This is a genomic window from Amycolatopsis acidiphila, assembly GCF_021391495.1.
Taxonomy (GTDB): Bacteria; Actinomycetota; Actinomycetes; order Mycobacteriales; family Pseudonocardiaceae; genus Amycolatopsis_E; species Amycolatopsis_E acidiphila.
The window spans coordinates 6,538,525-6,564,148 of sequence record NZ_CP090063.1 but is presented as its reverse complement, the minus strand read 5'-3'; the positions used below and the strand labels follow the sequence as shown (position 1 = coordinate 6,564,148).

Here is a 25,624-nt window from a genome sequence, read left to right as displayed (position 1 = left end):
GTCCGGCGAGGACTCTCTTGATCTTTTCCCCCGCGCGCGGCGCGGGGGTTTCGGGGACCTCGCGCGGAGCGCGAGGTGGGCCGCCCCACCCCGACCGCTGAAGGACGCGGGGATCGGGGTAAGGGGGCGGCCGGGCGCGGCCATTCCTGGCTGCCGTTGCCGGGTCGCCGTTGGTGGGCGCTGGGCAGCGTCGGGGGAGCCTCGGCTGGGGGCTGGGCAGCTGACCTCAGCCGTACTGCTTACTGCACGGCGAGGAACCTTCCAGATATCCCGTGCGCATGGCCTCGACCCTGGTGAAGCCCGCATCGACCCGCTTGCCGTTGACGTCCGCCGCGACGAGGCTGTCCGGGCGCAGGAGGTCCGAGATCGCCTCGTCGAGATCACCCGCGGAAAGGCGCAGCTTCGTGTCCCCCAGCTTGTTCGCCGCCGCGGCCCAGGCGCCTACCAGGCATGCCGTCCGCAGACCGGCGTTCGCGTTGTCCAGTGACGCGCCGACGCCGTTCTGGATCGCCAGCGCGTACCGCGAGGCGATCTCCGACAGGGCCGCGAAGTCACCTCGACCACCGTTGTCCTGGCCGTTCCACTCCGCGTCCTGGTCCACCGGCTTGCCGAGCTCCGCCAGGGTCGCCAGGTCGATGTTCACCGTGTTGTCGGAGGAGCAGTACGACGCCGGCGGCGTGGCAGGCCCACCCTGGCAGCTGCCACCCCCGTCGACGATCTTCGGCGCCGCCACATTCGCCCCGGCGAACGCGGCGTTCAGGCTGTCCTGCAGGTAACCGACGGTCTGCTCGTCGATGTCGAGCGTGCCCTTGTTGTTGTCGTCCGGGTCGAACGGGCGCTCGGTCAGCCGCGGCTGCAGGTTTTCCATGTTGATCCCCGCGCACTCCTTCGGCCCCTTCTCGAAGCCGAGCTGGAACGCGAAGATCCGGTCGAACGCCGTGCCGTGCGCCTGCCTGTCCTCGGCCGAGGTCCCCGCGCTGTCGCGCACCAGGAACAGCGAGGACAGGGCCGAGTTCAGCCCCTCCGCGGTGGACACCGTGAAGTACTTGCTGTTGCCCTCGGCGACCCACCGGTAGTAGCTGCCCGCGAAGCAGTCCGCCTGCTGCTCCTTGACGATCGTCGGCGTGCTGCGGGTGATCCCGGCCTTGTCCTGCAGCCGGTACTGCACGGCGTGGCCGAACTCGTGCGACAGCACCGTCACCACCGACAACGGCCCGAACTGCTGGATCATCGTGGGCAGCAGCACACCCCGGTCCCACGCGACCGAGTCGTCCTGACCGCAGTAGAACGCGTTCACGTTCCGCTTCGTGTCGCCGCAGCCGTTCTCCTGGTTGGCGCCGTTCGACTCGTAGGACAGCAGCGACTTCACCGGCTCGAAGGCGACACCGAAGTCGTCGGGCAGCTGCTTGCTCCAGTAGTCCTCGACGTCGGCGATCGTGGCGGTCGCGAGCTTGTCGGCCTCGTCGTCGCCGGCGTTCTCCACCTGCAGGTCGGGCGTGGGAGCGTTCGCGCGCAGGCCGCTCTGGAAGTGGGTGACGGGCAGGCCTGCCACCGAAGCGGCCGCGGTGTTCGTTGCACCACCGCCGCACGCCGTGAGACCGAGTACCAGCACCCCGGCCATCGCGACAGCCAGTCCCCCTGCGCGCATCCCACCCGCTCCCTGATCAGCTTCGGACACAGGACAGTAACCGATATCGTCGATCCTCATGAGAGCAATCCGTCGGTTCACCGTTCGCGCGAGCCTGCCGGAATCGCTGGCCGGCCTGCGGGCCCTGGCGACCAACCTGCGCTGGACCTGGCATCCGCCGACCCGGGACCTGTTCGCGTCCATGGACGACGAGCTGTTCCGCCGGGTCCGGGACCCGCTGCGGATGCTGCTGGCCGTCGCACCGGCCCGGCTCGAGAGGCTGGCCGCGGACGAGGACTTCCTGGCGAGGGCCCGCGCGGCGACGGAGGATCTCGAGCGCTATCTCACCGAAGACCGCTGGTACCAGGAGCACCAGGCCGCGGCGGACGCGCCGAAGGGCATCGCCTACTTCTGCATGGAGTTCGGCGTGCACGAGGCCCTGCCGAACTACTCCGGCGGCCTCGGCGTGCTCGCGGGGGACCACCTCAAGGCCGCGTCCGACCTGGGCGTTCCCATGATCGGCGTCGGACCGCTGTACCGCGCGGGCTACTTCCGCCAGGGGCTGTCCCTGGACGGCTGGCAGCTCGAGCACTACCCGGTCATCGACCCGAACGCACTGCCGCTGGAGCTGCTGACCGACGAGGCGGGCGAGCCCGTGCTGGTCGACGTCGCGATGCCCGGCGGGCGCGACCTGTACGCGCAGGTCTGGCAGGCGCACGTCGGCCGGGTGCCGTTGCTGCTGCTGGACACCGACGTCGACGCGAACGACGAGGACCTGCGCCGGGTCACCGACCGGCTCTACGGCGGCGACGCCGACCACCGCATCCGCCAGGAGATCCTGGCCGGGATCGGCGGCATGCGCGCGGTGCGCCGGTACTGCGAGCTGACCGGGCATCCGCAGCCGGAGGTGTTCCACACCAACGAGGGCCACGCCGGTTTCCTGGGCCTGGAGCGGGCGCGCGAGATCATCGCCGAGCACGGACTGGGCCTGGACGAGGTGCTCTCCGCGGTGCGCGCCGGCACGGTGTTCACCACGCACACGCCGGTCCCCGCCGGGATCGACCGCTTCCCGGTGGACCTCGTGCAGCACTACTTCGGCGACGGGCGCCTGCTGCCCGGTATCGAGACCCGCCGCGTGCTCGCGCTCGGCGCGGAGGACAACCCGGGCATGTTCAACATGGCGCACATGGGCCTGCGGCTCGCGCAGCGCGCCAACGGGGTGTCGGCCCTGCACGGCAAGGTCTCGCGGCGGATGTTCGCCCGGCTGTGGACCGGGTTCGACGAGGACGAGGTGCCGATCACGTCGGTCACCAACGGCGTCCACGGCCCGACCTGGGTCGCCCGCGAGCTGACCGCGCTGCTCGGCGGTAAGCACAAGGAATGGGGACACCGTGGGCAGCTGCCGAGCCGGCAGGGGGTGTCCGACGAGGAGCTGTGGGCGCTGCGGCGGGATCTGCGGCAGAAGCTCGTCGCGGAGGTGCGGCGCCGCGTGCGCGACGCGTGGCTGCAGCGCGGCGCGTCGGCGCTGGAGCTGGGCTGGATCAACACGGTGTTCGACCCGGACGTGCTGACCGTCGGGTTCGCCCGCCGCGTCCCCACCTACAAGCGGCTCACGCTGATGCTGCGCGACCCCGAACGGCTGCGGGCGCTGCTGCTGGACGAGGACCGGCCGATCCAGATCGTCGTCGCGGGCAAGTCGCATCCGGCCGACGAGGGCGGCAAGCAGCTGATCCAGCAGATCGTCCGGTTCGTCGACGACCCGGACGTCCGGCGCCGGATGGTGTTCCTGCCCGACTACGACATGTCGATGGCCCGGTACCTCTACCGCGGCTGCGACGTGTGGCTGAACAACCCCACGAGGCCGCTGGAGGCGTGTGGCACGTCGGGCATGAAGTCGGCGCTCAACGGCGGGCTCAACCTGTCGATCCGGGACGGCTGGTGGGACGAGTGCTACGACGGCAGCAACGGCTGGGCGATCCCGACCGCCGACGGCATCCGCGACCCGCTGCGCCGGGACGAGCTGGAGTCCGCGGCGCTCTACGACCTGCTCGGGCAGCAGGTCGCGCCGCTGTTCTACGACCGCGACGGGAACGGCGTGCCCGAGGGCTGGATGTCGATGGTGTGGCACACGCTGGACACCCTCGGGCCGCGCGTGCAGGCGTCGCGGATGGTGCGGGAGTACGTCGAGACCTGCTACCACCCGGCGGCCAGCACGGTCGACGCCGCGACCCGGAACTCCTTCGAGGGCGCGCGGTCGCTGTCGGAGTACCGCAAGCGGATCGACACGCTGTGGCCGCAGGTGAAGATCTTCGACACCGAGCTGACCGCGGAGACCCTCGTCGTGGGCAGCGAGGTGCACGTGCAGGCGCGCATCGACCTCGCGGGCCTGGACGTGTCCGAAGTGGACGTCCAGGCGGTGGTCGGCCGCGTCGGGGACACCGACGACCTGCACGAGCCGGTCACGGTGCCGATGACACAGGCCGGCATCGGCCTGTTCACCGCGACGCTGCGGCTGCCGCACGCCGGTTCGCTCGGCTACACGGTGCGGGTGCTGCCGAAGCATCCGTTGCTGGCCACCGCGGCGGAGCTGGGGAAGGTGGTCCTGGCGTAGCGGGACGCGTCAGGGCACGGCCGGGGTGGGGCCGTCCCGGGTGGGCAGCCCGGCCGCGGCCCAGGCCCGGAAGCCGCCGTCGAGATCGGTCGCCCGGACGCCCAGGCGCTGCAGGTACGCCGCCGCGAGGCTCGACGCGTAGCCCTCGTTGCAGACCACCACGACCGGGCGCTCGGCCCGCGCCTCGGGCAACCGGTGCGAGCCCGCCGGGTCGAGCCGCCACTCCAGGTGGATGCGCTCGATCGGCACCGAGCCGGGGATCTCGCCCTCGGCCGCCCGGTAGTCGGCCGGCCGGATGTCCACGATCAGCGCGCCCTGCTCCTGCAGCGCCCGCGCGCCCGCGGGGTCGACCCGGTCCAGCCGGGACCGGGCGGCCGCGAGCATCTCCTCCACGCTCACGGCCGTTCTCGCCTCCCCTCGTTCCTCGGTGAGCGACAATGGCCGCGAGGCACGAGCCGGCTGTGCCGATCGGAGTGATTCCTCCCTGCGGTCGTCATCCCTCATCGTTCGAGTATCACCGGCAGCGGCGGGATCTCGGCCGGCACATCGGCCAGCGACCGGTACTCCCTGGTCGGCACCAGCGGCGGCGAGTAGGCGTGCACGGTCGCGGCCGGTTCGGTCCCGGCGCCGGTCACCTGGTGTGCGCGTCCCGCGCCGAACCCGATGCCCGTCCCGGTCCCGTGGGTGCGGGTCCGGATCGGCCCGCCGGGGTAGCGGTACTCCTCGGTGACCTCGCCCCGCAGGACGGTGAACGAGCCGGCGGCGCCACCGTGGTCGTGCGGCTTGGTCTGCTGGCCGGGCAGCCAGGACAGCAGCCACAGCTCCACGCCGTCGGTCAGCGCGAGGCGGGCCCACCAGCGCTGGTCGACGTCGAAGTGCAGGATCTCGTGCAGCGGGCCGGTCAGCTCACGCGCGACCCGGCCGGTCAGCGCGGCCAGCTGACTGGAGGTCCACAGTAGACGCGAAGGGTCGAGCAGCTCGTGCGTGAGCACGCCGGACAGCTGCGGATGGATCTCGATGTCGAGGACGGACTGGGTCAACGAAGGCTCCTGGAACTAGTGGACTGCGGGACACGGCGGACGGGCCGGTACAGCCGCAGGACGCGACCAGGAGCAGGTCGACGGTGCGATCACGCCAGAAGTCACCCGCGAGCTGCTGGGACGGCGAAGCGATCACGAACCGCATCCTGCCACGGCTTCCGGCTACCCCTCGTGACGTCTCACGTTCTGGTACGGGGCCGCTGCCATGGGGACCGGCAACTATGACCACAATGGGCGCGTGAGCGAGACGGACAACCTTGACGACCTCGTGGTGCGGATGTCGGGCGTGGGGGTCCGCCGCGGCAGCACCGAACTGCTCGCGGGCCTCGACTGGGCCGTGGAACTGGACGAGCGCTGGGTGGTGCTCGGCCCCAACGGCGCGGGCAAGACCACGCTGCTGCGCCTGGCGGCCGCGGAGCTGCACCCCACCACCGGCACCGTGGACCTGCTCGGCGAGCGGATCGGCAAGGTCGGCATCTTCGAGCTGCGCCCGCGCATCGGCTTCACCTCGGCCGCGCTCGCGGGCCGCGTCCCCGGCGACGAACTGGTCCGGGACGTCGTGGTCAGCGCCGGGTACGCGGTCCTCGGCCGGTGGCGCGAGGAGTACGACACCCTCGACATGGACCGCGCGCTGGAGCTGCTCGGCGCGCTCGGTGTGACGCATCTCGCGGAGCGCACCTTCGGCACCCTGTCCGAGGGCGAGCGCAAGCGGGTCCTGATCGCGCGTGCCCTGATGACCGACCCGGAGATGCTGCTGCTGGACGAGCCGGCCGCCGGCCTGGACCTGGGCGGCCGCGAGGACCTGGTGGCGCGGCTGTCCGCGCTGGCGCTCGACCCCGACGCCCCGGCGATGGTGCTGGTGACGCACCACGTCGAGGAGATCCCGCCCGGCTTCACCCACGCGCTCCTGCTGCGCGACGGCCGTGCGGTGGTGGCCGGGCTGATCGACGATGTGCTGACGGCGGAGAACCTGTCCAAGACGTTCGACCAGGACCTGCTGCTCGAGCGCTCGGGCGACCGGTTCTTCGCGCGGCGGCGGTAGGGTACCGGCCAGTAACCATTTGAGGAGGAAGCCAGCGTGGGCGAGTTCGTACGGCTCGAGGTGGACGGCGGGATCGGCACGATCCGGCTGGAGCGCCCGCCGGTCAACGCCATCAACAACCAGGTGCAGGCCGAGCTGGGCGAGGCGGCCGAGGAGGCCACCGAGCGGGCCGACGTGCGCGCGGTGATCCTCTACGGCGGCGAGAAGACCTTCTGCGGCGGCGCCGACGTCAAGGAGATGGCCGCCCGGTCCTACGCCGAGATGCGCTCCTTCGGCACGGCTCTGCAGAACACGGTCGCCGCGGTGGCCGCGATCCCGAAGCCGACCGTCGCCGCGATCACCGGCTACGCCCTCGGCGGCGGCCTGGAGCTGGCGCTGGCCGCGGACCGGCGGATCGCCGGGGACAACGTGAAGGTGGGCCAGCCGGAGATCCTGCTCGGCATCATCCCCGGTGCCGGCGGCACGCAGCGCCTCGCGCGGCTGGTCGGCCCGAGCAAGGCGAAGGACCTGGTGTTCACCGGCCGGTTCGCCAAGGCCGAGGAGGCGCTGAGCCTGGGCATCGTGGACGAGCTGGTGGCGCCGGACGACGTCTACACCGCCGCGCATAAGTGGGCCGCGCAGTTCGCGAACGGCCCCGCGGTCGCGCTCGCCAACGCGAAGGCGGCGATCGACGGCGGTCTCGACGGCGACCTCGCGAGCGGGCTCAAGCTCGAGACGTACCTGTTCACCGCGCTCTGGGCCACCGAGGACCAGACCAACGGGATGCAGTCCTTCATCGAGAACGGCCCGGGCAAGGCCACCTTCGAAGGGAAATGACGTGTCCGATCCCGCCCCGAACCCGCACGCCACCGCCGAAGAGGTCCAGGCCGCCTACGCCGATCCGAAGCTGGCCAACGTCCTCTACCACGACTGGGAGGCCGGCACCTACGACGAGAAGTGGTCGATCTCCTACGACGAGCGCTGCATCTCCTACGCCACCGACGTGTTCAACGCGGTCGCGGGCGAGGACGGCCAGCCCTATCCGACGGCGATGGAGCTGGGCAGCGGCACCGGGTTCTTCCTGCTGAACCTGATGCAGGGCGGCGTGATCAAGAAGGGCTCGGTCACCGACCTGTCGCCGGGCATGGTGCAGGTGGCGCTGCGCAACGCGGAGAAGCTGGGCCTCGACGTCGACGGCCGGGTCGCGGACGCGGAGCGGATCCCGTACCCGGACGACAGCTTCGACCTCGTCGTGGGGCACGCGGTGCTGCACCACATCCCGGACGTGCCCGCCGCGCTGCGCGAGGTGCTGCGGGTGCTCAAGCCGGGCGGGCGGTTCGTGTTCGCGGGCGAGCCGACGAAGGTCGGCGACTTCTACGCCCGCAAGCTGGGCCAGTTCACCTGGTGGCTGACCACGAACGTGACGAAGCTCGGCCCGCTGAACTCGTGGCGCCGTCCGCAGGAGGAGCTCGACGAGTCCTCGCGGGCCGCCGCGCTGGAGGCCGTGGTCGACATCCACACCTTCGACCCGAGCGAGCTGGAGCGGATGTCGCTCGGCGCCGGCGCGGTGGACGTCAAGGCGGTCACCGAGGAGTTCGCGGCGGCGCTGGCGGGCTGGCCGATCCGCACCTTCGAAGCCGCGGTGCCGCAGGAGAAGCTGACCGTGCGGTGGCGGATGTTCGCCTACCACCTGTGGCTGCGGCTGTCGGCGCTGGACCGCAAGCTGCTGTCGAAGGTGCTGCCGCGGGAGCTGTTCTACAACGTGATGATCACCGGCCGCAAGCCGTCCGCGCCGGTCGAGCTGTAGTTGGCCTACGCGTTCTCGCTCGGCGACGTCGCGTTCCTGCGCTCGGCCGAGGGCAGGAACGCGCTCGCCGGATGCGCGGAGCTGGACCCCACGCGCATCGCCGACGTCGAGGCCGCTCGCCGGATCGTCGGCGAGCGCGCGGCCGCCGTGCTGGAAACCGTGGCACTGCGCCGGAAAGCGCGGGCGAAGCTCGACGCGGACGACTGGCTGTTCACGGGTGACGCGCTGCAGCAGGCGAGCGCGTCGGCGGTGGCGCGGCACCGCGCGGCCCGGCTCGAAGGCCTGGATGTGCACGACGTGACCTGCTCGATCGGCGCCGACCTCGCGGAGCTGGCGCGGGTCGCCCGGCGCGTGGTCGGGTCGGACCTCGACGAGGTGCGGCTGGCGATGGCCCGGCACAACTGCCCCGGCGTGCCCCTGGTGCGGGCGGACGCGCTGCGTCCGGTGAGCCGCGGCACGGTGGTCGTCGCCGACCCGGCGCGCCGCGACGCCAGGGGCCGGCGCTGGCGGCCCGAGGACTTCGCGCCACCGCTCGGCGAGCTCGCCGAGGTGTACGCGGGGCGGGAGCTGGCGGTCAAGGTGTCCCCGGGCCTGGACCGGGCCGCGTTGCCGTGGGCGGACGAGGTCGAGCTGGTGTCGCTGGACGGGCAGGTCCGCGAGGCGTGCCTGTGGACCGGCGACCTCGCCACCGCCGCGCGCCGGGCGACGGTCCTGCGCAGCGATGGTCCACAGTGGACGGTCACCAGCGACGAGCCGGACGACGTCGGCGCGGGCGAGCCGGGGGAGTGGATCATCGACCCCGACGGCGCCGTCGTCCGGGCCGGGCTGGTCAAGCACTACGGCGCGCGGCACGGCCTGTGGCAGCTCGACGAGCGGATCGCCTACCTCACCGGCGACGAGCCGCCGCCCGGGGTGCGCGCGTTCCGGATCGTCGAGCACGGGCCGTACCAGGAGAAGTCCTTGCGGGCCTTGCTGAAGCGGCACGAGATCGGCCGACTGGAGATCCTCGTGCGCGGTCTGGACCTCGACCCGGACGCCCTGCGCAAGCGGCTCAAGCTCGGCGGCCCGCGCGAGGCGACGGTCGTGCTGACCCGGATCGGCCGCTCGCCCGTGAATTTTTTGTGCCAAGCGTCCCGGATTCCTGCGTGATGACGTAGTTTGCCTAACGTTCACTTCACGTTGGGAGCCAAGACATGTTTGTGCGCAGGATGTCCGGTCTGGTGAAGCTCGCCGCCGCGGCCGCGATCGGGGCGACCGTCGCGGGCGGCGCCACCGCGCTCGCCACCCAGGGCGGCGGGAGCCACGAGCCGGCCAACATCGGTCAGGTCAAGCTCGACGTGAAGGCCTACTACGGCGACACCGTGGACGCGGCCGGGCACCACCACGAGTCGGACACCAGCCGCTGGGCCCGGGACACCCAGCGCCAGGCGGACCAGGCACAGCAGTACCTCGCGCGGCGGCTGCAGCAGGGGGTGCGGAACCCGGCGATCGTGCTCGACGTCGACGACACCTCCGAGGTCACCTACGGCTGGGAGGCCGACAACGACTTCGGCTTCGACCCGGTCAAGCAGCAGCAGGCGATCGACAACGGCACCTTCCCGGCGATCAAGCCGACGCTGCACCTGGCCAACTGGGCCGCGCAGCACGGCGTCAAGGTGTACTTCCTGACCGGGCGCAGCCAGCACCAGGGACCGGCCTCGCTGAAGAACCTGGCCAACGAGGGCTACCCCGCGCCGGCCGAGGCCTACTTCAAGCCCGAAGGCACCGCGCCCGCATACCTTGACTGCGGGCTGACGTGCACCACTGTGCAGTACAAGTCCGAGACCCGCGCGCACATCGAGTCGACCGGGGCCGACATCGTGCTCAACCTGGGCGACCAGTACAGCGACCTCGAGGGCGGCCACGCCGAGAAGGGCGTGAAGCTGCCGAACCCGATGTACTACCTGCCCTAGGCGTTCGACGAGGAGTCGCTGTTGACGAGCAGGCGGCCGTCGCTCTCGATCAGCGTCACCCGGTGGCGCTCCCGGAAGTGCTGGCCGCGCTGCACGAAGTCGAGGGTGGACTCGACGGTGTTCGCGCCGACCAGCTGGGGGCCGCTGACGACCTGGAAGCTGCTCATCTCACTCCAGTACCGCTGGTAGTACGGGTACCCGACCTGCCCCTGCATCGCCGGGCTGAGCTTGGCCCAGCCGGCGCTGATCCCGCCGGGCATCGCCGCGTAGTAGTCGCGCATGAACTGCACGGGATCGGTGGTGGTCGCGGCGCTCGTGCTGGGGTGCGACGTGCTCGACGGCGGAGCCGAGGACGACGAGCTGGTCGTCCGGCCGGTCGTCGGCGGCGGAGCCTGCTGCTGGGAGGACGGCGCCGGCTGCTGGGCCGACGATGCGGGCGGCGACGCGTTCTGCCCGCCGGAGCCGTTGTTCACCAGCAGCAGGGTGGTCACGACGGCCGCGACGAGCACCACCGCGCCGGCCCCCGCCCAGACCAGCGCCCGGCTGCGGCGGCGCTCCTCCGGCGTCGGGCTCGCCAGCTTCTCCAGCTCGGTGGCGACCTCGGCCATGGTCGGCCGCTCCTCGGGGTCGACCCGCATCATCCGGTCCAGCACCGCGGTCAGCGGGCCGGCCTGCTGCGGCGGGTTCACCCGGCCCGCGGCGGCAGAGTAGAGCAGCGCCATCTGGTTGTCGGAGTCGCCATAGGGGAAGCGGCCCTCGACGATCGCGTAGAGCGTCGCCCCGAGGGAGAAGACGTCCGACGCGGCGGTCGGCCGCTCGCCGCGGGCGGCTTCGGGCGAGAGGAACGCGGGCGTGCCCGCGAAGGCGCCGCTGCCGGTGAGGGTGCCGTCGTCCGTGGCGCGCGAGATGCCGAAGTCGGTGATCTTCGCGGTGCCGTCCTCGCCGAGCAGGATGTTCCCGGGCTTCACGTCCCGGTGCACGATTCCCGCGGCGTGGGCCTCGGCGAGCGCGGACGCGGCGTGCGCGCCGATGCGGGCGACCTCCTCCGGCGGCAGTGGGCCGCGCGCGGTGAGCACCTCGGCGAGGCTCTGCGAGGGCAGGTACTCCATGACCAGCACGGGCATGCCGTCGTCGTCGGCGACGTCGAAGACGGTGATGGCGTGCCGGTGCTGCAGCCGCGCCGCGATCCGGGCCTCGCGCGAGGAGCGTTTGCGCGCGTGTTCGGCCTCCTCGGCGCTCAGTCCGGCGGTCAGGAGAAGGTGTTTCAGCGCAACGGTCCGGTCGAGCAGCTCATCCTTCGCGAGCCACACGACGCCCATTGCCCCGCCGCCGATGCGGCGCTCCAGCCGGTACCGGCCGGCGATCAGACGTCCCTCGGCCTGGTTTTCCGTCCCGGTCACCCGGTCAGGCTACGGCGTCGACCCGGGAACGATCACGGAGCTACCCTGCGTGTCACCGCATCGGCGGTACGACCAATTTCTCCAGCCCATCGAGTACCCGCGCCAGGCCGAACTCGAAGAGGTCCTCCAGCTCGAAATCTATGTCGTGCGTGACGAGCTCGGCGAACGCGGGCAGCCGCCCGCTGTCGACGAGCGGCTTCAGGAAGTCCTCCTGGGTGTCCATCCACTCGTCCGGCGTCAGCCTGGTGTCCTGCTCCGCCTGGGCCTCGGCCTCCAGGTTCATCGCCACCCCGCGGACGTAGCCGAAGACGGTCAGGTAGGCGTAGAGCCTGGCCTTCGGCTCCACGCCCGCCAGCGCCCGCAGGGACCATTCCGTGTGGTTGAGCGCGTTCGGCAGGGCCTGCGGCCTGGTCATCGAGATCGCCGGAGCCAGCCAGCGGTGCTTGCGGTAGAGGCGCCATTGCAGCCGCGACGACAGCTCGAGCCGCGCGCGCCAGCCGTCCGGCGGCGTCTCCGGCAGGCTCTCCTCCGCGATCGCGGTGTCGACCATCAGCACGACCAGCTCCTCCTTGCCGGGCACGTGCCGGTACAGCGACATCGTCGCGACGCCCAGCTCGGTCGCGATCCGGCGCATCGACACGTTCGCCATGCCCTCGGCGTCGGCGACCTGGATGGCCGCGGCCACCACGCGCTCTCGGGTCAGCTCCTGCTCGGGCTCGGCGCGCGGAGCCCGCCGCCCGTCCGCGACGACCGTGCCGACGCCCTGCACCGCCCGCACCAGCCCCTGCTGCCGCAGGGTCGACAACGCCTTGGTCGCGGTGGCCATCGCGACGCCCCATTCCTGGGTCAGCTGGCGCGTCGAGGGGACCCGGTCACCCGGGCGCAGCTCGCCGGTGGCGATTCGGCGCTGCAGCTCGGCGACGATCCTGGCGTACGGGTGCGGCATTCTGGAGCCCTTCAGTGTACTAGTGCGCTTGTCTGTGTTCTCGCACTTCGGAGTAGGTGCACTAGGAAACTTTACATCGTACCGCAAGTGTTCGTACGGTGTACGCATGACTAACGTACTGATTTCTGGAGCGAGCATCGCCGGACCGACGCTGGGCTACTGGCTGCGCCGTTACGGCTGCACCGTCACCGTCGTCGAACGGGCCCCGGCACCACGGGAGGGCGGGCAGGCGGTCGACCTGCGCGGCGTGGCCCGCGAGGTGATCGAGCGGATGGGTCTGATGCCGCAGGTCCGCGCCTGCCACACCGGCGTGGTCGGAATGAGTGCGGTCGACCGGGACAACCGGCGGCTGTGGAACTGGGGCAGCGACCTGAGCGGTCACTCCGGCGGGATCATCGCCGACATCGAGATCCTGCGCGCCGACCTCGGCCGGATCTTGTACGACGCCACTCGCGAAGACGTCGAATACCTCTTCGACGAGTCCATCGCCGCACTGCGTCAGGACGCCGATGGGGTGGACGTGACGTTTGCCGGCGGGACGTCACGTCGGTTCGACGTCGTCGTGGGCGCGGACGGGCTGCATTCGGGAGTCCGCCGCCTCGCCTTCGGCCCCGCGTCCGGGTTCACCCGGGACCAGGGGTACTACAAGGTCATCTTCGCGACGGACGCGGACGTCCCGCTGACGGACTGGCAGTTGATGTACGTGATGCCCGGCCGCAAGCGGGCGGCGCTCTATCCGACCCGGACCGGGCGGACGCGAGGCATGTTCTTCTTCGCCGGGCCGCCGCTCGACTACGACCGGCGCGACGTCGCCCGGCAGAAGCAGATAGTCGCCGAGGCGATGGCCGGCGAGGGCTGGCAGGTGCCCCGGATGCTGGAATCCATGTGGGAGACAACGGATTTCTACTTCGACCGGGAGAGCATGGTCACCATCGAGGAGTGGTCGAGGGGCCGGGTCGCGCTCGTCGGCGACGCCGCGTTCGGCGGGTCGGCCGGCATGGGCACGAGCATGGCCGTCGTCGGCGCCTACGTCCTCGCGGCCGAGCTTGCGGCGGCCGGAGGTGAGCACGCTCGGGCGTTCGCCCGCTACCGTGACGTTCTCGACCGCTACGTCACGGAGAACAGGAAACCCATGCCTGGCGGGACAAACCTGTTCCTGCCCAAGGGCCGGGCGATGATCACGGCGGGCAACGTGCTGACCAAGCTGATGCTCGCCGGGCCCTGGCGGTCCATGCTGACCGGTGACCTCCAGGGGAAGGCGGACGGCGTCACACTGGAAAATTACGCCGATGCGGCCATGCTGGTGGACGGACGGCCTCGGAAAGAGGATGCTTGGCAATAACGGGTTTTGACTTGATAGTCCACTAAGGACTGTCGCTTCGGGAGGTGCTGATGGCCGGCGTTGACTCTCGTGAGGATCTGGTTCCGCTCAGTACGGATTTCGACCGGTCCTGGCGCGGGTACGACGCGCGCCAGGTCCGGGAGTACGTGCAGCGGGTCGAGGCGGACCTGCGGATGGTGATCGCCGATCGGGACGCGGCGGCCGCCAGCGCGGAGAACCTCGCGCGGCGGCTGGAAGATCTCCGCAGTGAGAACGACCGGCTGCGCGCGAAGATCGACCGCATCAGCCGCACGCCCATCGAGGCGGACGGGCTCAGCGAACGGCTGCTGCGGATGGTCGAGCTGGCCGAGGACGAGGCCACCGAGATCACCGAGCGGGCGCGTGCCGCCGCCGAGCGCAGCTGGGCGGCGGCCGAGCAGGCCGCGCAGCGGCTGCGGGAGCGGCACGAACACCTGGTCGCGGAGGTGGACGCGCGGCGCAAGCAGGCCACCGCCGAGCACGAAGAGCTGATGCGCCGTACGCGGGCCCAGGTCGCGGCGCTGACCAGCGAGGCAGCCGAGACCAGGCACCGGCTGGACGAGCATGCGGCGCGGCGGCGGCACGACGTCGAGAAGGACTTCGAGGAGGCGATGGGGGTCCGCCGGGCGGCGGCCATCGCGGCCGTCGAGGAGCAGGAGAAGAAGGCGGCGGCCAGGTGTGAACGGCTGGTCGCCGAGGCCGAGGAGAAGGCCCGGCAGCTGCTCGATCAGGCACAACGCAAGGCCGACGCGCTCGACGCGTTGCGCCGGCGCACCACCGATCAGCTGCACGCCACGCAGCAGCTCCTCGCCGATGCGACCCCGCTGCTGCAGGTCGAGCCGCCACCGCCACGGATCGAGATCGTGCCCGAGCCGCGCAAGCAACCGGCTGTTCAGCCCGCGGGCTGAAGTGGCTGGTAGAGCCGGGAGCGTGGGTTGAACAGGCCTGCGCGGAAGTAGTAGATGTTGGTCGCGACCTGCAGGAGCACGAACAGCACGCCGTACTGCACGCCGTTCAGCGCGGGCACCAGGTTGACCGGCAGCGTGTAGGCCATCGTGATGCGGACGCCGGCGTCGAGCAGGGTCGCGGTGCCCCAGATGACGCAGGCCACCCGCCAGAGGTGCTGGAACGCGGGCAGCCGGTCCCACAGCGACTCGAAGGACTCGCCCCGCGGACCCACCCTGCCCTCGAGCAGCACCCGGGCGAAGTGGTAGACGAACGGGCGGCGCGCACGCGTGGTGGCCAGCATCCAGAGACCGGCGACGGCGGTGAGCCAGCCGTCCTTGGCGAGCAGGAAGCGCTCGCTGCCGCTGATCAGCGCGACGAGGGCGGACATGATCATCATCCCGGCCATGAAGGCACCCAGCTGGTCGAGCCTGCGCCGGCGCAGGATCTGCACGACGGTGCTGAGTACGGGGAGCACGGCGCTGACCAGCAGGGCCAGGTACACGCTCACCCCAGCGGCGCGGAGCACGTAGTACAACCCGATCGGCGCTGCGATGTCGAACGCCATGACGCCGCTCTGCCGCAGGCGCCGTGCGGGTGCGGGTGAGGCTTCGGCGTTACGCGTGCCGCCACGCTGCTCCCCGCTCATGACGCACACAGCGCGTGGTCGAAGAGGGTCACGAGTTCGCGCGCACAGGTTTCCAGGTCCAGGTCCGGATGGGACTCCAGCATCAGCGGGATCCCGTCGAGGCTCCGCTGCACCGCCGCGGCCGCCACCCGCAGGTCGCACTGGCGGAAGGCACCCGCGGCCTGGCCGTCCCGCAGGATCTGCTCCACCGGCGACAGCACCACGGCCTCCTGCTCGGCCGGGTCGAACTCCAGCGCGCCGTTGAGGAAGATGCTCAGCAGCGCCTTCATCTGCGTCCGGTGCCCGGCGACGAACTCGACGTACCCCTCGATGTACGCGTGCAGCGCCGCCAAGGGCGTGGCCGCCGCGGACACCCGCTCGGACATGTGGCCGCCGATCTCCCGGTACAGCTGCGCCACGACCTCTTCGATCAGCTCTTTCTTGCCCGCGAAGTGGTACGAGATCAGCCGCGTGCTGCTCAGCCGCGCGCGCTCGGCGATCCGCGCGAACGACGCCTGTGGATAGCCCACCTCGGCGATCACCTCGATCGCCGCCCCCACGATCTGCGTCCGCCGCGCCTCGGCGGTGAAGCTTCTTACCTGCACGAGGAAACGGTACCTCAACCAAGTAAGAAATGCCAAGCATGAGTAACGCTATGGTCGAGCCGACGAGGGGAGCCCGATGATCGAAGCCGATTACGTGACCACCGACCCCGACGTGCTGGAGGCCTACCGGTCCGATCGCGCTGGGTTCGTCGTCGCCGGACGACCCGCCGCGCTCGCCCGGCCGCGGTCGACCGCCGAGGTCGCCCGCGTCCTGGAGTTCGCGCACGAGCACCGGATCCCCGTCGTCCCGCAGGGCGCGCGCACCGGCATGTCCGGCGGGGCCACCGCGGTCGAGGGCGCGATCCTGCTGTCACTGGAGCGGATGGACCGGATCCTCGCGATCGACGAGCTCAACCACACCGCCACCGTCGAGCCCGGCGTGATCAACGCAGTGCTGTCCGCGGCCGTCGCCGAGAAGGGCCTGTTCTACCCGCCCGACCCCGGGTCATGGCAGATCTCGACCATCGGCGGCAACGTGGCCACCAACGCGGGCGGCCTGTGCTGCGTGAAGTACGGCGTGACCAGCGACTTCGTCCGGGAGCTGGAGGTCGTGCTGGCGGACGGGCGGATCCTGCGCACCGGCCGCCGCACCGCGAAGGGGGTCGCCGGGTACGACCTCGTACGGCTGTTCACCGGCTCCGAGGGCACCCTCGGCGTCGTCACCGAGGTCACCGTCGCGCTGCGGTCCGCGGCGGAGAGACCGTTGACCGCGCTCGCCTTCTTCGCCACCCCGGCCGCCGCGTGCGGGGTGGTCGGCGACTACCTGAGCAGCGGGCGGCGGCCGTCGGTGCTGGAGTTCATGGACTCCGCGACCGTCGACGCCGTCTCCGCCTACCGCGACCTCGGCTTCCCGGACGACGTCGGCGCGGTCCTCATCGCCCAGTCCGACCGCGGTCCGGCGGCGCACGACGATCTCGACGCGTTCGCGAAGGTCGCCCGGGAGCACGGCGCGACCGAGGTGTTCGTCGCGACCGACCAGGCCGAGGCGGACCTGCTGATCGAAGCGCGCAGGCTCGTCGGCGACGCGGTCGGGGAGCTCGGCGATCAGCTGGTCGACGACGTGTGCGTGCCGAGGTCGCGGCTGGCCGAGCTGGTCGAGGGGATCGCCGCCATCGGGCACGAGCACGGCGTGCGCATCCCGTGCTGCGGCCACGCCGGCGACGGGAACATGCACCCGACGGTCGTGTTCGACGCCGCCGATCCGGACTCGGTGCGACGCGGCCAGGCGGCCTTCGACGCGATCATGCAGCTCGGCCTGCGCCTCGGCGGCACGATCACCGGCGAGCACGGCATCGGCACGCTCAAGCAGCCCTGGCTGGAGACCGAACTGGGCGAGGTCGGGCTGTCCGTGCACCAGGCGGTCAAACAGGCCTTCGATCCGCGCGGGATCCTCAACCCTGGAAAAGTGCTCCGCCGCCCGCCATGCTGATCTCATGGAGACAGCACTGTGGCACCCGTTCTCGGACATGGCGGCCGTGCGGGAGGGCGAGTTCGTCCTCGACCGCGGCGAGGACGTGTGGGTCTACGACACCGACGGCAACCGTTACCTCGACGCCACAGCCAGCCTCTGGTACGTCAACGTGGGGCACGGCCGCCGCGAGATCGCCGACGCCGCGGCCGAGCAGATGCGCAAGCTCGCCGGTTACTCGATCTTCGGCGACTTCGCGAACGAGCCCGCCCGCGCGATCGCGAACCGGATCGCCGGTCTCGCGCCGCTGCCCGACGCGAAGGTCTTCCTGACCACCGGTGGCGGCGAGGCCATCGACTCCGCGGTGAAGATCGCCCGCCGCTACCACGACGCGCAGGGCGAGCCCGGCCGCGTGCACGTGATCAGCCGCGCGCAGTCCTACCACGGCACCAACGGGATCGGCACCGGTATCGCAGGTATCGAGGCCAACCGCAGCGGGTTCGGCGAGATCCTGCCGTCGTCCTCCCGGGTGCGGTACGACTCGGTCGACGCGCTGCGCGAGGAGATCCTGCGGGTCGGGCCGGAGAACGTCGCGGCCTTCCTGTTCGAGCCGGTGATCGGTGCCGGTGGCGTGCTCCCGCCGCCGGAGGGTTACCTGCGGGGCGTGATCGAGGTCTGCCACGAGTACGGCGTGCTCGCCATCGCGGACGCGGTGATCTGCGGGTTCGGCCGCCTCGGCACCTGGTTCGGCGTCGAGCGCTGGGACGCCGAGCCCGACCTGATCACCTTCGCCAAGGGCGTGACGAGCGGGTACCTGCCGCTCGGCGGCGTCGTGGCGCACGGCCGGGTCGCGGAGCCGTTCTGGGAGCGGGGCGGCAACGCGCTGCGCCACGGCGCGACGTACTCGGGTCACCCAGCTGCCTGCGCCGCCGGGTTGGTCAACATCGACCTGCTGGAGCGCGATGGGCTTGTCGAGCGCGGCCGGACCATGGAGGGCGTGCTGGCCGAGGCGCTGGCGCCGCTCGCGGAGCACTCGCTGGTCGCCGAGGTCCGGGCGGGGATCGGGCTCCTCGGTGCCGTGGAGCTGGATCCCGAGCTGCTGCGGCGGCTGCCCTCGGCGGTGAACGACCTGCAAATGCTGGTACGGCAGCGGGGTGTGCTGCTGCGCCCGCTCGGCAAGGCGCTGGCGGTGTCGCCGCCGCTGACCATCCAGACCGAGCAGCTGCGGGAGATCGGCGAGGCCTTCGCCGGCGGGCTGGACGAGCTGGCGCTCAAGCTGTGACGGCGGCCGGGAGCCGGGCTGCCGCGATCGAGGCCGTCAGCGGCTACTTCGATTCCGGGCAGTTCCTCGAACAGCTGCGCCGCCGCGTCGCTTTTCCCACGGAGAGCCAGAATCCGGCCGCCGAGGACGTCCTGCGGTGCTACCTCGCCGACGAGCTCGCCCCGGCCTTGGCCCGGTTCGGTTGCACGACAGAGATCGTGGCGAACCCGGCGGGCCGCTGGCCGTTCCTGATCGCCACCCGGCACGAGGACGCCGCGTTGCCCACCGTGCTTTGCTACGGACACGGCGACGTCGTACTAGGGCAGCCGGAACGCTGGCGGCCCGGGCTGGACCCGTGGCACGTCGTCGTCGAAGGCGAGCGCTGGTACGGCCGCGGCACGGCGGACAACAAGGGCCAGCACACGATCAACCTCGCCGCGCTCGAACAGGTCCTGCTCGTGCGCGGAAAGCTGGGGTTCAACCTGAAGTTCCTCGTGGAGACCGGGGAAGAGGCGGGCTCGCCCGGCCTGCGGCAGGTGTGCGCACTGCGTCCGGACGAGCTCGCGGCGGACGTGTTCATCGCCTCGGACGGCCCGCGCGTGGCCGCCGGCCGGCCGACGTTGTTCCTCGGCTCCCGCGGGTCGACGCCGTTCACCCTGCGGCTCGACCTCCGGGACGGCGCGCACCACTCGGGGAACTGGGGCGGCCTGCTGCGCAACCCGGCGACCGTGCTCGCCAATGCGCTCGCCACGATCGTCGACGCGCGTGGCCGCATCCTGGTGCCGGGCCTCCGGCCGCCCGACATCCCGGAGAACGTGCGAAAAGCGTTGCGGGACATCGAAATCGGCGGCGGTCCGGACGATCCGGCGATCGACGACGGCTGGGGTGAACCCGGGCTGAGCCCGGCCGAACGGCTCGTCGGGTGGAACACCGTCGAGGTGCTGTCGCTGTCGGCGGGAAACCCGGACACGCCCGTCAACGCCATCCCCGGCTCGGCGCACGCGCACTGCCAGCTGCGTTCGGTCGTGGGGACCGAAGTGGACAGTGTGGGCCCGGTCCTGTGCGCACACCTCGACCGGCACGGGTTTCCGATGGTGACGGTCGAAGTCGGCCGCACCATGCGGCCGACCCGGACCGACCCGGACAACGCCTGGGTGCGCTGGGCGGAAAGCTCGGTGGCGGCCACGACCGGTGCGCAGCCGGCACTGCTGCCCAACCTCGGTGGCAGCATTCCCAACGACGCGTTCGCCGAAGAGCTGGGGCTGTGCACCCTCTGGCTTCCGCACTCCTACCCGGCGTGCTCGCAGCACGCGCCGGACGAGCATCTGCTGGCGCCGGTCGCGCGTGAAGCGCTTCGCATGATGGCGGGACTCTTCTGGGATTTGGGGGAATCAACCCCATTTGCCCGGATGTCGAATTCTCCTGCCGCTGATCCTCGCGAGGCGTAGATTCGCACTGTGAACGGCGATTCCTCCGCCGTGGGCCGGGTCGGCGAACTCGTCCACGCGACCCGGGGCCCCGACGGCCCCGGCGAGGTGCGGTTACGGATTCGCGGTGGCACGGAGATCTACTTGGCCTGGTCCGAGGAACCGCTCCCGCTGGGCACATGCGTCCTCGTCGTCGAATCGCGCGGGGCGCGGACCGTCGGCGTCGTGCCCTGGTCGGACCTTCCCGGCGCTCGATGACGAGGAGACTGCGAAATGTTCGGCTATCACGTTCCGGCGCCCGATCAGGCGATGCTGATCTCGGGCGGCAAGGGGAGCATGGGGGACAGTCCGTTCCGGGTCGTGACCGGGCACGGAAGCTTCGCCATGCCGTTCTTTCGAAAGGTCCGGTTCCTCACGCTCGCCATGTGTGAGGCCGAGGTGGCCGAGGCGTGCGTGACGAAACAGGGCATCGCGCTCAACGTGCGCGCGGTGATCGCGTTCAAGGTCGGCAACGACGAGGAGAGCATCGTCAACGCCGGACAGCGCTTTCTGTCCGATCAGGACCAGATGTCGGTGCTGACCGGACGGATCTTCGCCGGGCACCTGCGCTCGATCATCGGGTCGATGACGGTCGAGGAGATCGTGACCGAGCGGCAGAAGCTCGCCACCGAGGTGCTCGATGGGTCGAAGGCCGAGATGGGGAAGATCGGGCTGACCGTGGACTCGCTGCAGATCCAGTCGATCGACGACATGAAGCTCGGCTACATCGCCGCGATGGCGGCCCCGCACAACGCGGCCATCCAGCGGCAGGCGCAGATCGCGCAGGCGCAGGCCAACCAGGCCGCGGCCGAGGCGGAGCAGGAGTCGCAGCGGCGGCAGGCCGAGTACGCGCGCCAGACCGCGGTCGTGCAGGCGCAGTACAAGGCGGAGGTCGACCGGGCGCAGGCCGAGGCGTCGCAGGCCGGGCCGCTCGCGCAGGCGCAGGCCCAGCGTGAGGTGATCGCGATGCAGACGGAACTGGCCCAGCGCGAGGCCGAGCTGCGCCAGCAGCAGCTCGTGGCCGAGGTCGTCAAGCCCGCCGACGCGGAGGCGGAGCGGGTGCGGATCCTGGCGCAGGCGGAGGCGGAGAAGATCCGTGTCCAGGCCGAAGCCGCCGCGTCGAACAACCGGGTCGCGCTCGACCGGATGGTCATCGACCAGCTGCCGCAGATCGTCAAGGAGGCGGCGCGCGGCCTGTCCGGGGCGAACGTCAACATCCTCAACGGCGCCGACGGGCTGGGCGAGCTGGCGTCCGGCCTGGTCGGCCAGGGTCTCGCCATCCTCGACTCGGTGAAGAAGGGTCTCAGCGACCGGCCCGCGAACCAGCAGCTGACCGAGGGCGAGTAGGGAGCTGGTCCGCGCCGGTGCCGCCGGGCATCGGCGCGGACCAGCCGTCAGGTGGTTTTGAGTCGAGCGGTCGCCAGGTCCATGGCTGCGGCGAGCGGGGTGGTGTTCGCGGTGAGGATGGTGTCGACGGTGGCGCCGATCGTCTCCACGCGCGTCATCGCCTCGTCATGGCTGAGCTTTTCGATCTCGCGGCAGAGTGTGTAGATGACGCCGCCGGCGCTCGCGACGAAGTCGGGGATCCACGTGATTCCCTTCGCCGCCAGCAGATCCGCGACCGAGTCGGTGGTCAGCTGGTTGTTCGCGGGGCCGACCACCAGTCGCGCTTCGACCTCCCCGGCGGTGTCGGGGCCGAGCACCCCGCCGACAGCCGCCGGTACGAAGATGTCCGCGGGCGTGCGCAGCGCTTCGCCGGGGCCGACCCACTCGAAGCGATCGTCGCGTTTGGTCTCGTCCACATCGGACACGATGATCCGTGCTCCTGGAAGTCCCGCCGCGACAAGGGAACCCACCGACCCCATCCCGCTGACCACGACGGTGAGACCGTCGACGGAGTCGGCGCCGAACACGTGCCGCACCCCGGCTCGCAGCGCCGCGAGCACCCCGGCCGCGGTGGGGATGCTCGAGGACCCGGTGCCGCCGTGCTCCTCCGGCACGCAGAACGCGTGGGCCGTCTTCCGGCGCAGCACCACCATGTCCGCCGGCCCGGTCCCCACGTCCGGGCCCGCGAGGTACGAGCCGCCGAAGGACTCGATGAACTCGCCGAGGTCCTCCAGCGCCGCCTGCCGGAGCGTCGGGGTCAGCGGGACGTCCTCGTCGAGCGCGATCACGGTCTTCCCGCCGCCGAACGACAGTCCGGCCGCGGCGCACTTGTACGTCATCGCCTCCGCCAGCCGTAGCGCGTCCTCCAGGCCGTCGCGCCAGCCGGCGTAGCGGCGCAGCCGGACGCCGCCGACCGCCGGGCCGAGCACCCGCGAGTGCACGGCGATCATCATCGTCAGCCCGACCGGCGCCCGCGCCGGATCGTCACATCTTCATGCTCCATGCCTCGAAGCTAGGATGACGATCACCGAGGAGGGGCCTGGCGCCGAACATCGTTCGGCGAGGATGGAGTCGGCACGAACGTGGACGAATTTGATTCGGCGATCGTCCGGAATCTGCAGGAGGACGCCCGCCAGTCCAACCGGGACATCGCGCGCAAGCTGGGGATCGCGCCCTCGACCTGCCTCGAGCGCACCCGGCTGTTGCGCGCCCGCGGGGTGATCCGCGGTTACCACGCGGAGGTGGACCTGCCGGCGCTGAACCGCGGCGTGCAGGCGATGGTGGCGGTGCAGGTCCGGCCGTTGAGCCGGTCGGTGGTGCAGTCGTTCGAACGGTCGGTGGCGCGGCTGCCGGAGGTGCTGTCGGTGTTCACCATGGCGGGCAGCGACGACTTCCTCGTGCACGTGACCGCGCAGGACATCGACCACCTGCACGCGTTCCTGCTCGACCGGTTCACCAGCCGCCGGGAGATCGTCGGGTTCCGGACGTCGATCATCTACCAGCACCTGCGCAAGCCGGTGCTCGAACCGCTGGCGGACGTTCCCTAGAGGTCCGCCGACTCCGGGTCCGGGCTCAGCGCCGCGAACACCGTCGACCAGTCGGGCTCCGGGGACTCCTGGTCGTCGTAGAGCTCGAACGTCTTGCCCGAGGCGGACGGGTCGAACAGCGCGGCGACGGCGGCCGCCGCCACCGCGTCGCGGCTGATGCGGCCCTCACCGGTGTCGCCCTGTTCGATGCGGACCCCGCCCGTCGCGAGATCGTGCAGCCAGCTCGGCCGGACGATCGTGTACTGCGCGCCGCTGTCCCGCAGCGTCTGCTCGCCCCGCGCCCGCGCCTCGATGCGGGCGGCCATCTCCGGATGCTCCGCCGCCCTGGTCACGTAGATCTGCGAGACGAGCACCACCGGGACGTCCTCCCGCGCGGCGACCGCCGCGATGGCGGCGACCCCGTGGTGCATCACCGCCTCCGCGTCGGCCGCGTCCTTCGGGGGCTCGACGCTGATCACGATCCCGTCGGCGCCGGCGAACACCGCCGGGTCGGGCGCGGCGAGGTCCAGCCGCACCGCCTCCGCGCCCGCCGGCTCCCGGCTCGACACCACGACGTCGTGCCCCGCCGCGGTGAGCCGTTCGGCGATCCGGCTTCCGGTCCGCCCGGTGCCGCCGACCACCACGAAACTGCTCATCGGTGCCTCCCCGACTCGCTCGTGGGGAACAGGATGGCCTTGACCAAGTTTGTGGTCAATGCCCCGCGGTCAGGCGCCCGGCATGCTCAGCAGATCGACGGCACCGCCCAGCGCCCGCAGGCGTTCGGTGAGCGCGGCCTCCTGGACTCCCGCCTGCAGGTTCCGCCAGATACCCAGTGACAGCAGCAGGTATTCGCGCGCCTTCACCGGCTGCTCGAGCCGCTCGAGCAGCTCGGCCGCCTCCGCCTCGGAGCGGTGGTCGCCGTTGCGCTGATGCACCGACAGGGAGTTCACCAGCAGTAGCCGGGCGTGCGCGAGGTCGCCGCTGACGAGGTACAGCCTGCCGGGGCTCTGGTGGGCGTAGCCGACGCAGTGGTCGTCGCCCAGCTCGTCGAAGATCGCGATCGCCCGGTCGAGCTCCTCGCGGGCCGCGCCGAGGTTGCCCCGGCTCTGGTGCAGCAGCGCGAGCCGTTGCAGCGCATGGGATTCCCGGTGCCGGTCACCGATCCCCGCGGCCAGCTCGTACGCGTCGGAGAACCAGCGATCCGCTGTGGCGTAACAGTTCTGCGCCAGCCACACCGTGCCGACGGCGATCCGCGCGGCCGCCTCGCCATGCGGATCCCCGGCGCGGGCGAACAGTGCCAGCGTCTCATGGCGGTGGTCGAGCGCGCGGTCGTTCTGACCACCGACGTGGCGGACGGTACCGAGCCCGGCGTCGCGGTACAGGTCGATCTGACCGAGGTTGCGCAACACGATCGGCTGGCCGTGCAAGTTTCCGGCGCGGCGGGCCGCGGCGAGCGCGATCTCGTGCGTGTGCTGCCAGTCGTCGTGATGTCCGCGCAGATCGAAGTACGGCGTGAAGGCGGCGGTGAGCCGCCACGTGAGATCGTCCAGTCCCCACGCCGCCGCCAGCTCCACCAGCGCGACGCCGGTGCGCAGCTCCGCGTCGAACCACGTGCCGGGATCGACACAAATTCCCTTTGTGGCTGTGGGGAAGGTCCTCCAGCACGTCCCCGCGCCAGACCGCGGCGGCGCGGCCGAGAGCGGCGAGCGCCGTGTGCGGGTCCGATGCGGCTTCGGCAACGGTGACGTGCCGTTCGAACAGTGCGGAATCGAGCTCTTCCGGAAAACCGTGACGACATAACCGCCCGCACGGCCGTGAATTCTTTCTTCGAGCTCCGGGGCGGCTTCGGCGAGCCGGCGGCGCAGGGAATGGACGTAGGTGCGGATGTTCGCCGCCGCGGAGCGTGGCGCCGAGCCCGGCCAGAGCACCTCGACCAGTGCGTCGGTGGAGACGACCACGTTGGGCTGCAGGAGAAGCGCCGCCAGCAGCAAGCGGGGTTTGGGGCCGCCCAGTGTCACTGCGCGGCCCGCCACCGCGACTTCGAGTGGCCCCAGAACGCGGAAGTGAATCACCGGATCGGATCGTCTGGGCGGCACCGTTACCCCGCTAGCACCTTTCGTATGTCCAACCGTGAACGGTTAGGACATTCGCGCCCGCGGCACGGGCCGGCGCGCGTCAGCGCACGCGCTTGCGGGCCGCCACCGACTCACGGCGCAACTCCGCCGCCGCCGGGCTGAGCCGCGGACCGCGGGGTTCCGCCGCCGCCAGCCGCAAGCACGCCAGCAACCGCAGGCCGGTCCACTCCTCGGGCGTCCAGCGGGAGACGTCGGCGGGCGGCGTCCAGCCCCGCGCATCCGCCCCGGTCCACACGTCATGGGCGTGGGAGGCGATCAGCACCAGGTCACTCACCGGCTCCTGGCGGGCCACCAGATCATCCTCGCAGCGCACCGCGTCGGCCACGGCGGACGCGTGCCGGTCGTACGCGCGCCACAACCCGGGATCCACCGCGAGAGCGGACCAGCCCGGATCGAGGCGCCCGGCGAGTCCGTAGAACCAGCGCCGGGCGGAACGGTCAGCCAGATAATCGGCCCAGCCCATGGTCTGATGATGAGCCGGTGCCCGCCCTTGCGCCAGC

The 25,624-nt window shown here is 71.3% G+C and carries 25 protein-coding genes and 1 pseudogene; 14 read left to right on the top strand and 12 right to left on the bottom strand.

Going from position 1 to position 25,624, the window contains the following annotated elements; all coding sequences use genetic code 11:
- Positions 1 to 226: 226 nt before the first annotated feature.
- Positions 227 to 1,708 (bottom strand): neutral zinc metallopeptidase, encoded by a 1,482-nt coding sequence (locus LWP59_RS32115; RefSeq protein ID WP_144636655.1) that lies wholly within the window; start codon positions 1,706 to 1,708, stop codon positions 227 to 229.
- On the opposite strand from LWP59_RS32115, the gene glgP reads away from it, so the two are divergent.
- Entirely contained in the window at positions 1,707 to 4,238 is a 2,532-nt protein-coding gene (glgP, locus tag LWP59_RS32110) for an alpha-glucan family phosphorylase (RefSeq protein WP_144636653.1), read from the top strand. The two genes, LWP59_RS32115 and glgP, sit on opposite strands and share 2 nt — an antisense overlap.
- A 9-nt stretch (positions 4,239 to 4,247) precedes the next feature.
- On the opposite strand, the gene LWP59_RS32105 is transcribed toward glgP, so the two are convergent.
- Both LWP59_RS32105 and LWP59_RS32100 read right to left on the bottom strand, forming a co-directional pair.
- Positions 4,248 to 4,622 carry a rhodanese-like domain-containing protein gene (locus LWP59_RS32105; RefSeq protein ID WP_229857803.1) on the bottom strand — a complete coding sequence of 125 codons (375 nt, stop codon included), beginning with the start codon at positions 4,620 to 4,622 and terminating at the stop codon, positions 4,248 to 4,250.
- Positions 4,623 to 4,738: 116 nt separating this feature from the next.
- The gene (locus tag LWP59_RS32100; RefSeq protein WP_144636649.1) at positions 4,739 to 5,278 is read right to left on the bottom strand and encodes a cysteine dioxygenase; all 540 of its coding nucleotides are present in this window, start codon (positions 5,276 to 5,278) and stop codon (positions 4,739 to 4,741) included.
- Positions 5,279 to 5,483: 205 nt separating this feature from the next.
- Here LWP59_RS32100 and LWP59_RS32095 point away from each other — a divergent pair, with 205 nt between their 5' ends.
- Genes LWP59_RS32095 through LWP59_RS32075 form a run of 5 tightly spaced genes read left to right on the top strand, consistent with a single transcriptional unit; the run spans position 5,484 to position 10,058 of the window.
- Entirely contained in the window at positions 5,484 to 6,320 is an 837-nt protein-coding gene (locus LWP59_RS32095) for an ABC transporter ATP-binding protein (RefSeq protein WP_144636647.1), read from the top strand.
- A 36-nt stretch (positions 6,321 to 6,356) separates the two neighbouring features.
- Positions 6,357 to 7,136, top strand: a complete 780-nt coding sequence (locus LWP59_RS32090) for an enoyl-CoA hydratase/isomerase family protein (protein WP_144636645.1) — start codon at positions 6,357 to 6,359, stop codon at positions 7,134 to 7,136.
- A 1-nt stretch (position 7,137) separates the two neighbouring features.
- Positions 7,138 to 8,106, top strand: coding sequence for a class I SAM-dependent methyltransferase (locus tag LWP59_RS32085; RefSeq protein ID WP_144636643.1), 969 nt, complete (start codon positions 7,138 to 7,140; stop codon positions 8,104 to 8,106).
- Entirely contained in the window at positions 8,107 to 9,255 is a 1,149-nt protein-coding gene (locus tag LWP59_RS32080; protein ID WP_144636641.1) for a class I SAM-dependent methyltransferase, read from the top strand.
- A 59-nt stretch (positions 9,256 to 9,314) separates the two neighbouring features.
- Positions 9,315 to 10,058 (top strand): HAD family acid phosphatase, encoded by a 744-nt coding sequence (locus LWP59_RS32075; protein ID WP_144636690.1) that lies wholly within the window; start codon positions 9,315 to 9,317, stop codon positions 10,056 to 10,058.
- Here LWP59_RS32075 and LWP59_RS32070 read toward each other — a convergent pair.
- Together LWP59_RS32070 and LWP59_RS32065 are read right to left on the bottom strand one after the other, a co-directional pair.
- On the bottom strand, positions 10,055 to 11,458 hold the full coding sequence (locus LWP59_RS32070; RefSeq protein ID WP_144636639.1) for a serine/threonine-protein kinase: 1,404 nt from the start codon (positions 11,456 to 11,458) through the stop codon (positions 10,055 to 10,057). The two genes, LWP59_RS32075 and LWP59_RS32070, sit on opposite strands and share 4 nt — an antisense overlap.
- 52 nt (positions 11,459 to 11,510) lie before the next feature.
- Positions 11,511 to 12,404, bottom strand: a complete 894-nt coding sequence (locus tag LWP59_RS32065) for a TetR/AcrR family transcriptional regulator C-terminal domain-containing protein (protein WP_144636637.1) — start codon at positions 12,402 to 12,404, stop codon at positions 11,511 to 11,513.
- Between the two features lie 106 nt (positions 12,405 to 12,510).
- On the opposite strand from LWP59_RS32065, the gene LWP59_RS32060 reads away from it, so the two are divergent.
- Both LWP59_RS32060 and LWP59_RS32055 read left to right on the top strand, forming a co-directional pair.
- Positions 12,511 to 13,746, top strand: coding sequence for an FAD-dependent monooxygenase (locus tag LWP59_RS32060; RefSeq protein WP_144636635.1), 1,236 nt, complete (start codon positions 12,511 to 12,513; stop codon positions 13,744 to 13,746).
- Between the two features lie 50 nt (positions 13,747 to 13,796).
- The gene (locus LWP59_RS32055) at positions 13,797 to 14,672 is read left to right on the top strand and encodes a DivIVA domain-containing protein (protein WP_144636633.1); all 876 of its coding nucleotides are present in this window, start codon (positions 13,797 to 13,799) and stop codon (positions 14,670 to 14,672) included.
- On the opposite strand, the gene LWP59_RS32050 is transcribed toward LWP59_RS32055, so the two are convergent.
- Positions 14,657 to 15,358 carry a VC0807 family protein gene (locus LWP59_RS32050; RefSeq protein ID WP_144636631.1) on the bottom strand — a complete coding sequence of 234 codons (702 nt, stop codon included), beginning with the start codon at positions 15,356 to 15,358 and terminating at the stop codon, positions 14,657 to 14,659. The two genes, LWP59_RS32055 and LWP59_RS32050, sit on opposite strands and share 16 nt — an antisense overlap.
- Complete coding sequence (locus tag LWP59_RS32045) at positions 15,355 to 15,942, bottom strand: TetR/AcrR family transcriptional regulator (RefSeq protein ID WP_229857774.1); 588 nt, start codon at positions 15,940 to 15,942, stop codon at positions 15,355 to 15,357. Before LWP59_RS32045 ends, LWP59_RS32050 begins: the two co-directional genes overlap by 4 nt.
- A gap of 76 nt (positions 15,943 to 16,018) precedes the next feature.
- On the opposite strand from LWP59_RS32045, the gene LWP59_RS32040 reads away from it, so the two are divergent.
- The 5 genes from LWP59_RS32040 to LWP59_RS32020 are packed head-to-tail and all read left to right on the top strand — an operon-like array spanning position 16,019 to position 21,424.
- Positions 16,019 to 17,371 (top strand): FAD-binding oxidoreductase, encoded by a 1,353-nt coding sequence (locus LWP59_RS32040; RefSeq protein WP_144636629.1) that lies wholly within the window; start codon positions 16,019 to 16,021, stop codon positions 17,369 to 17,371.
- Positions 17,372 to 17,375: 4 nt separating this feature from the next.
- Positions 17,376 to 18,632, top strand: a complete 1,257-nt coding sequence (locus tag LWP59_RS32035; protein ID WP_144636627.1) for an aminotransferase family protein — start codon at positions 17,376 to 17,378, stop codon at positions 18,630 to 18,632.
- Positions 18,629 to 20,059 (top strand): M20 family metallopeptidase, encoded by a 1,431-nt coding sequence (locus LWP59_RS32030; RefSeq protein WP_144636625.1) that lies wholly within the window; start codon positions 18,629 to 18,631, stop codon positions 20,057 to 20,059. The genes LWP59_RS32035 and LWP59_RS32030 overlap by 4 nt, the downstream gene beginning before the upstream one ends.
- A gap of 9 nt (positions 20,060 to 20,068) precedes the next feature.
- The gene (locus tag LWP59_RS32025) at positions 20,069 to 20,296 is read left to right on the top strand and encodes a hypothetical protein (RefSeq protein ID WP_144636623.1); all 228 of its coding nucleotides are present in this window, start codon (positions 20,069 to 20,071) and stop codon (positions 20,294 to 20,296) included.
- Between the two features lie 15 nt (positions 20,297 to 20,311).
- Positions 20,312 to 21,424, top strand: a complete 1,113-nt coding sequence (locus LWP59_RS32020; protein WP_144636621.1) for an SPFH domain-containing protein — start codon at positions 20,312 to 20,314, stop codon at positions 21,422 to 21,424.
- A 47-nt stretch (positions 21,425 to 21,471) separates the two neighbouring features.
- Here LWP59_RS32020 and LWP59_RS32015 read toward each other — a convergent pair whose 3' ends face one another.
- A complete protein-coding gene (locus LWP59_RS32015; protein WP_229857775.1) occupies positions 21,472 to 22,413 on the bottom strand; it encodes a Glu/Leu/Phe/Val dehydrogenase dimerization domain-containing protein in 942 nt (313 codons plus the stop codon).
- 132 nt (positions 22,414 to 22,545) lie between these two features.
- Between LWP59_RS32015 and LWP59_RS32010 the strand changes: the two genes are divergently transcribed.
- Entirely contained in the window at positions 22,546 to 23,010 is a 465-nt protein-coding gene (locus LWP59_RS32010; protein WP_144636617.1) for an Lrp/AsnC family transcriptional regulator, read from the top strand.
- Here LWP59_RS32010 and LWP59_RS32005 read toward each other — a convergent pair.
- From LWP59_RS32005 to LWP59_RS31995, 4 genes and pseudogenes are all read right to left on the bottom strand, one after another.
- Positions 23,007 to 23,645 carry an SDR family oxidoreductase gene (locus tag LWP59_RS32005; RefSeq protein ID WP_144636615.1) on the bottom strand — a complete coding sequence of 213 codons (639 nt, stop codon included), beginning with the start codon at positions 23,643 to 23,645 and terminating at the stop codon, positions 23,007 to 23,009. The two genes, LWP59_RS32010 and LWP59_RS32005, sit on opposite strands and share 4 nt — an antisense overlap.
- 649 nt (positions 23,646 to 24,294) lie before the next feature.
- Positions 24,295 to 24,750 carry a BTAD domain-containing putative transcriptional regulator gene (locus LWP59_RS41250; RefSeq protein WP_407653132.1) on the bottom strand — a complete coding sequence of 152 codons (456 nt, stop codon included), beginning with the start codon at positions 24,748 to 24,750 and terminating at the stop codon, positions 24,295 to 24,297.
- A 110-nt stretch (positions 24,751 to 24,860) separates the two neighbouring features.
- Positions 24,861 to 24,947: pseudogene (locus tag LWP59_RS41245) on the bottom strand (hypothetical protein); the annotation flags it as partial.
- Positions 24,948 to 25,164: 217 nt separating this feature from the next.
- On the bottom strand, positions 25,165 to 25,587 hold the full coding sequence (locus LWP59_RS31995; protein ID WP_144636610.1) for a DUF6401 family natural product biosynthesis protein: 423 nt from the start codon (positions 25,585 to 25,587) through the stop codon (positions 25,165 to 25,167).
- Positions 25,588 to 25,624: the final 37 nt, after the last annotated feature.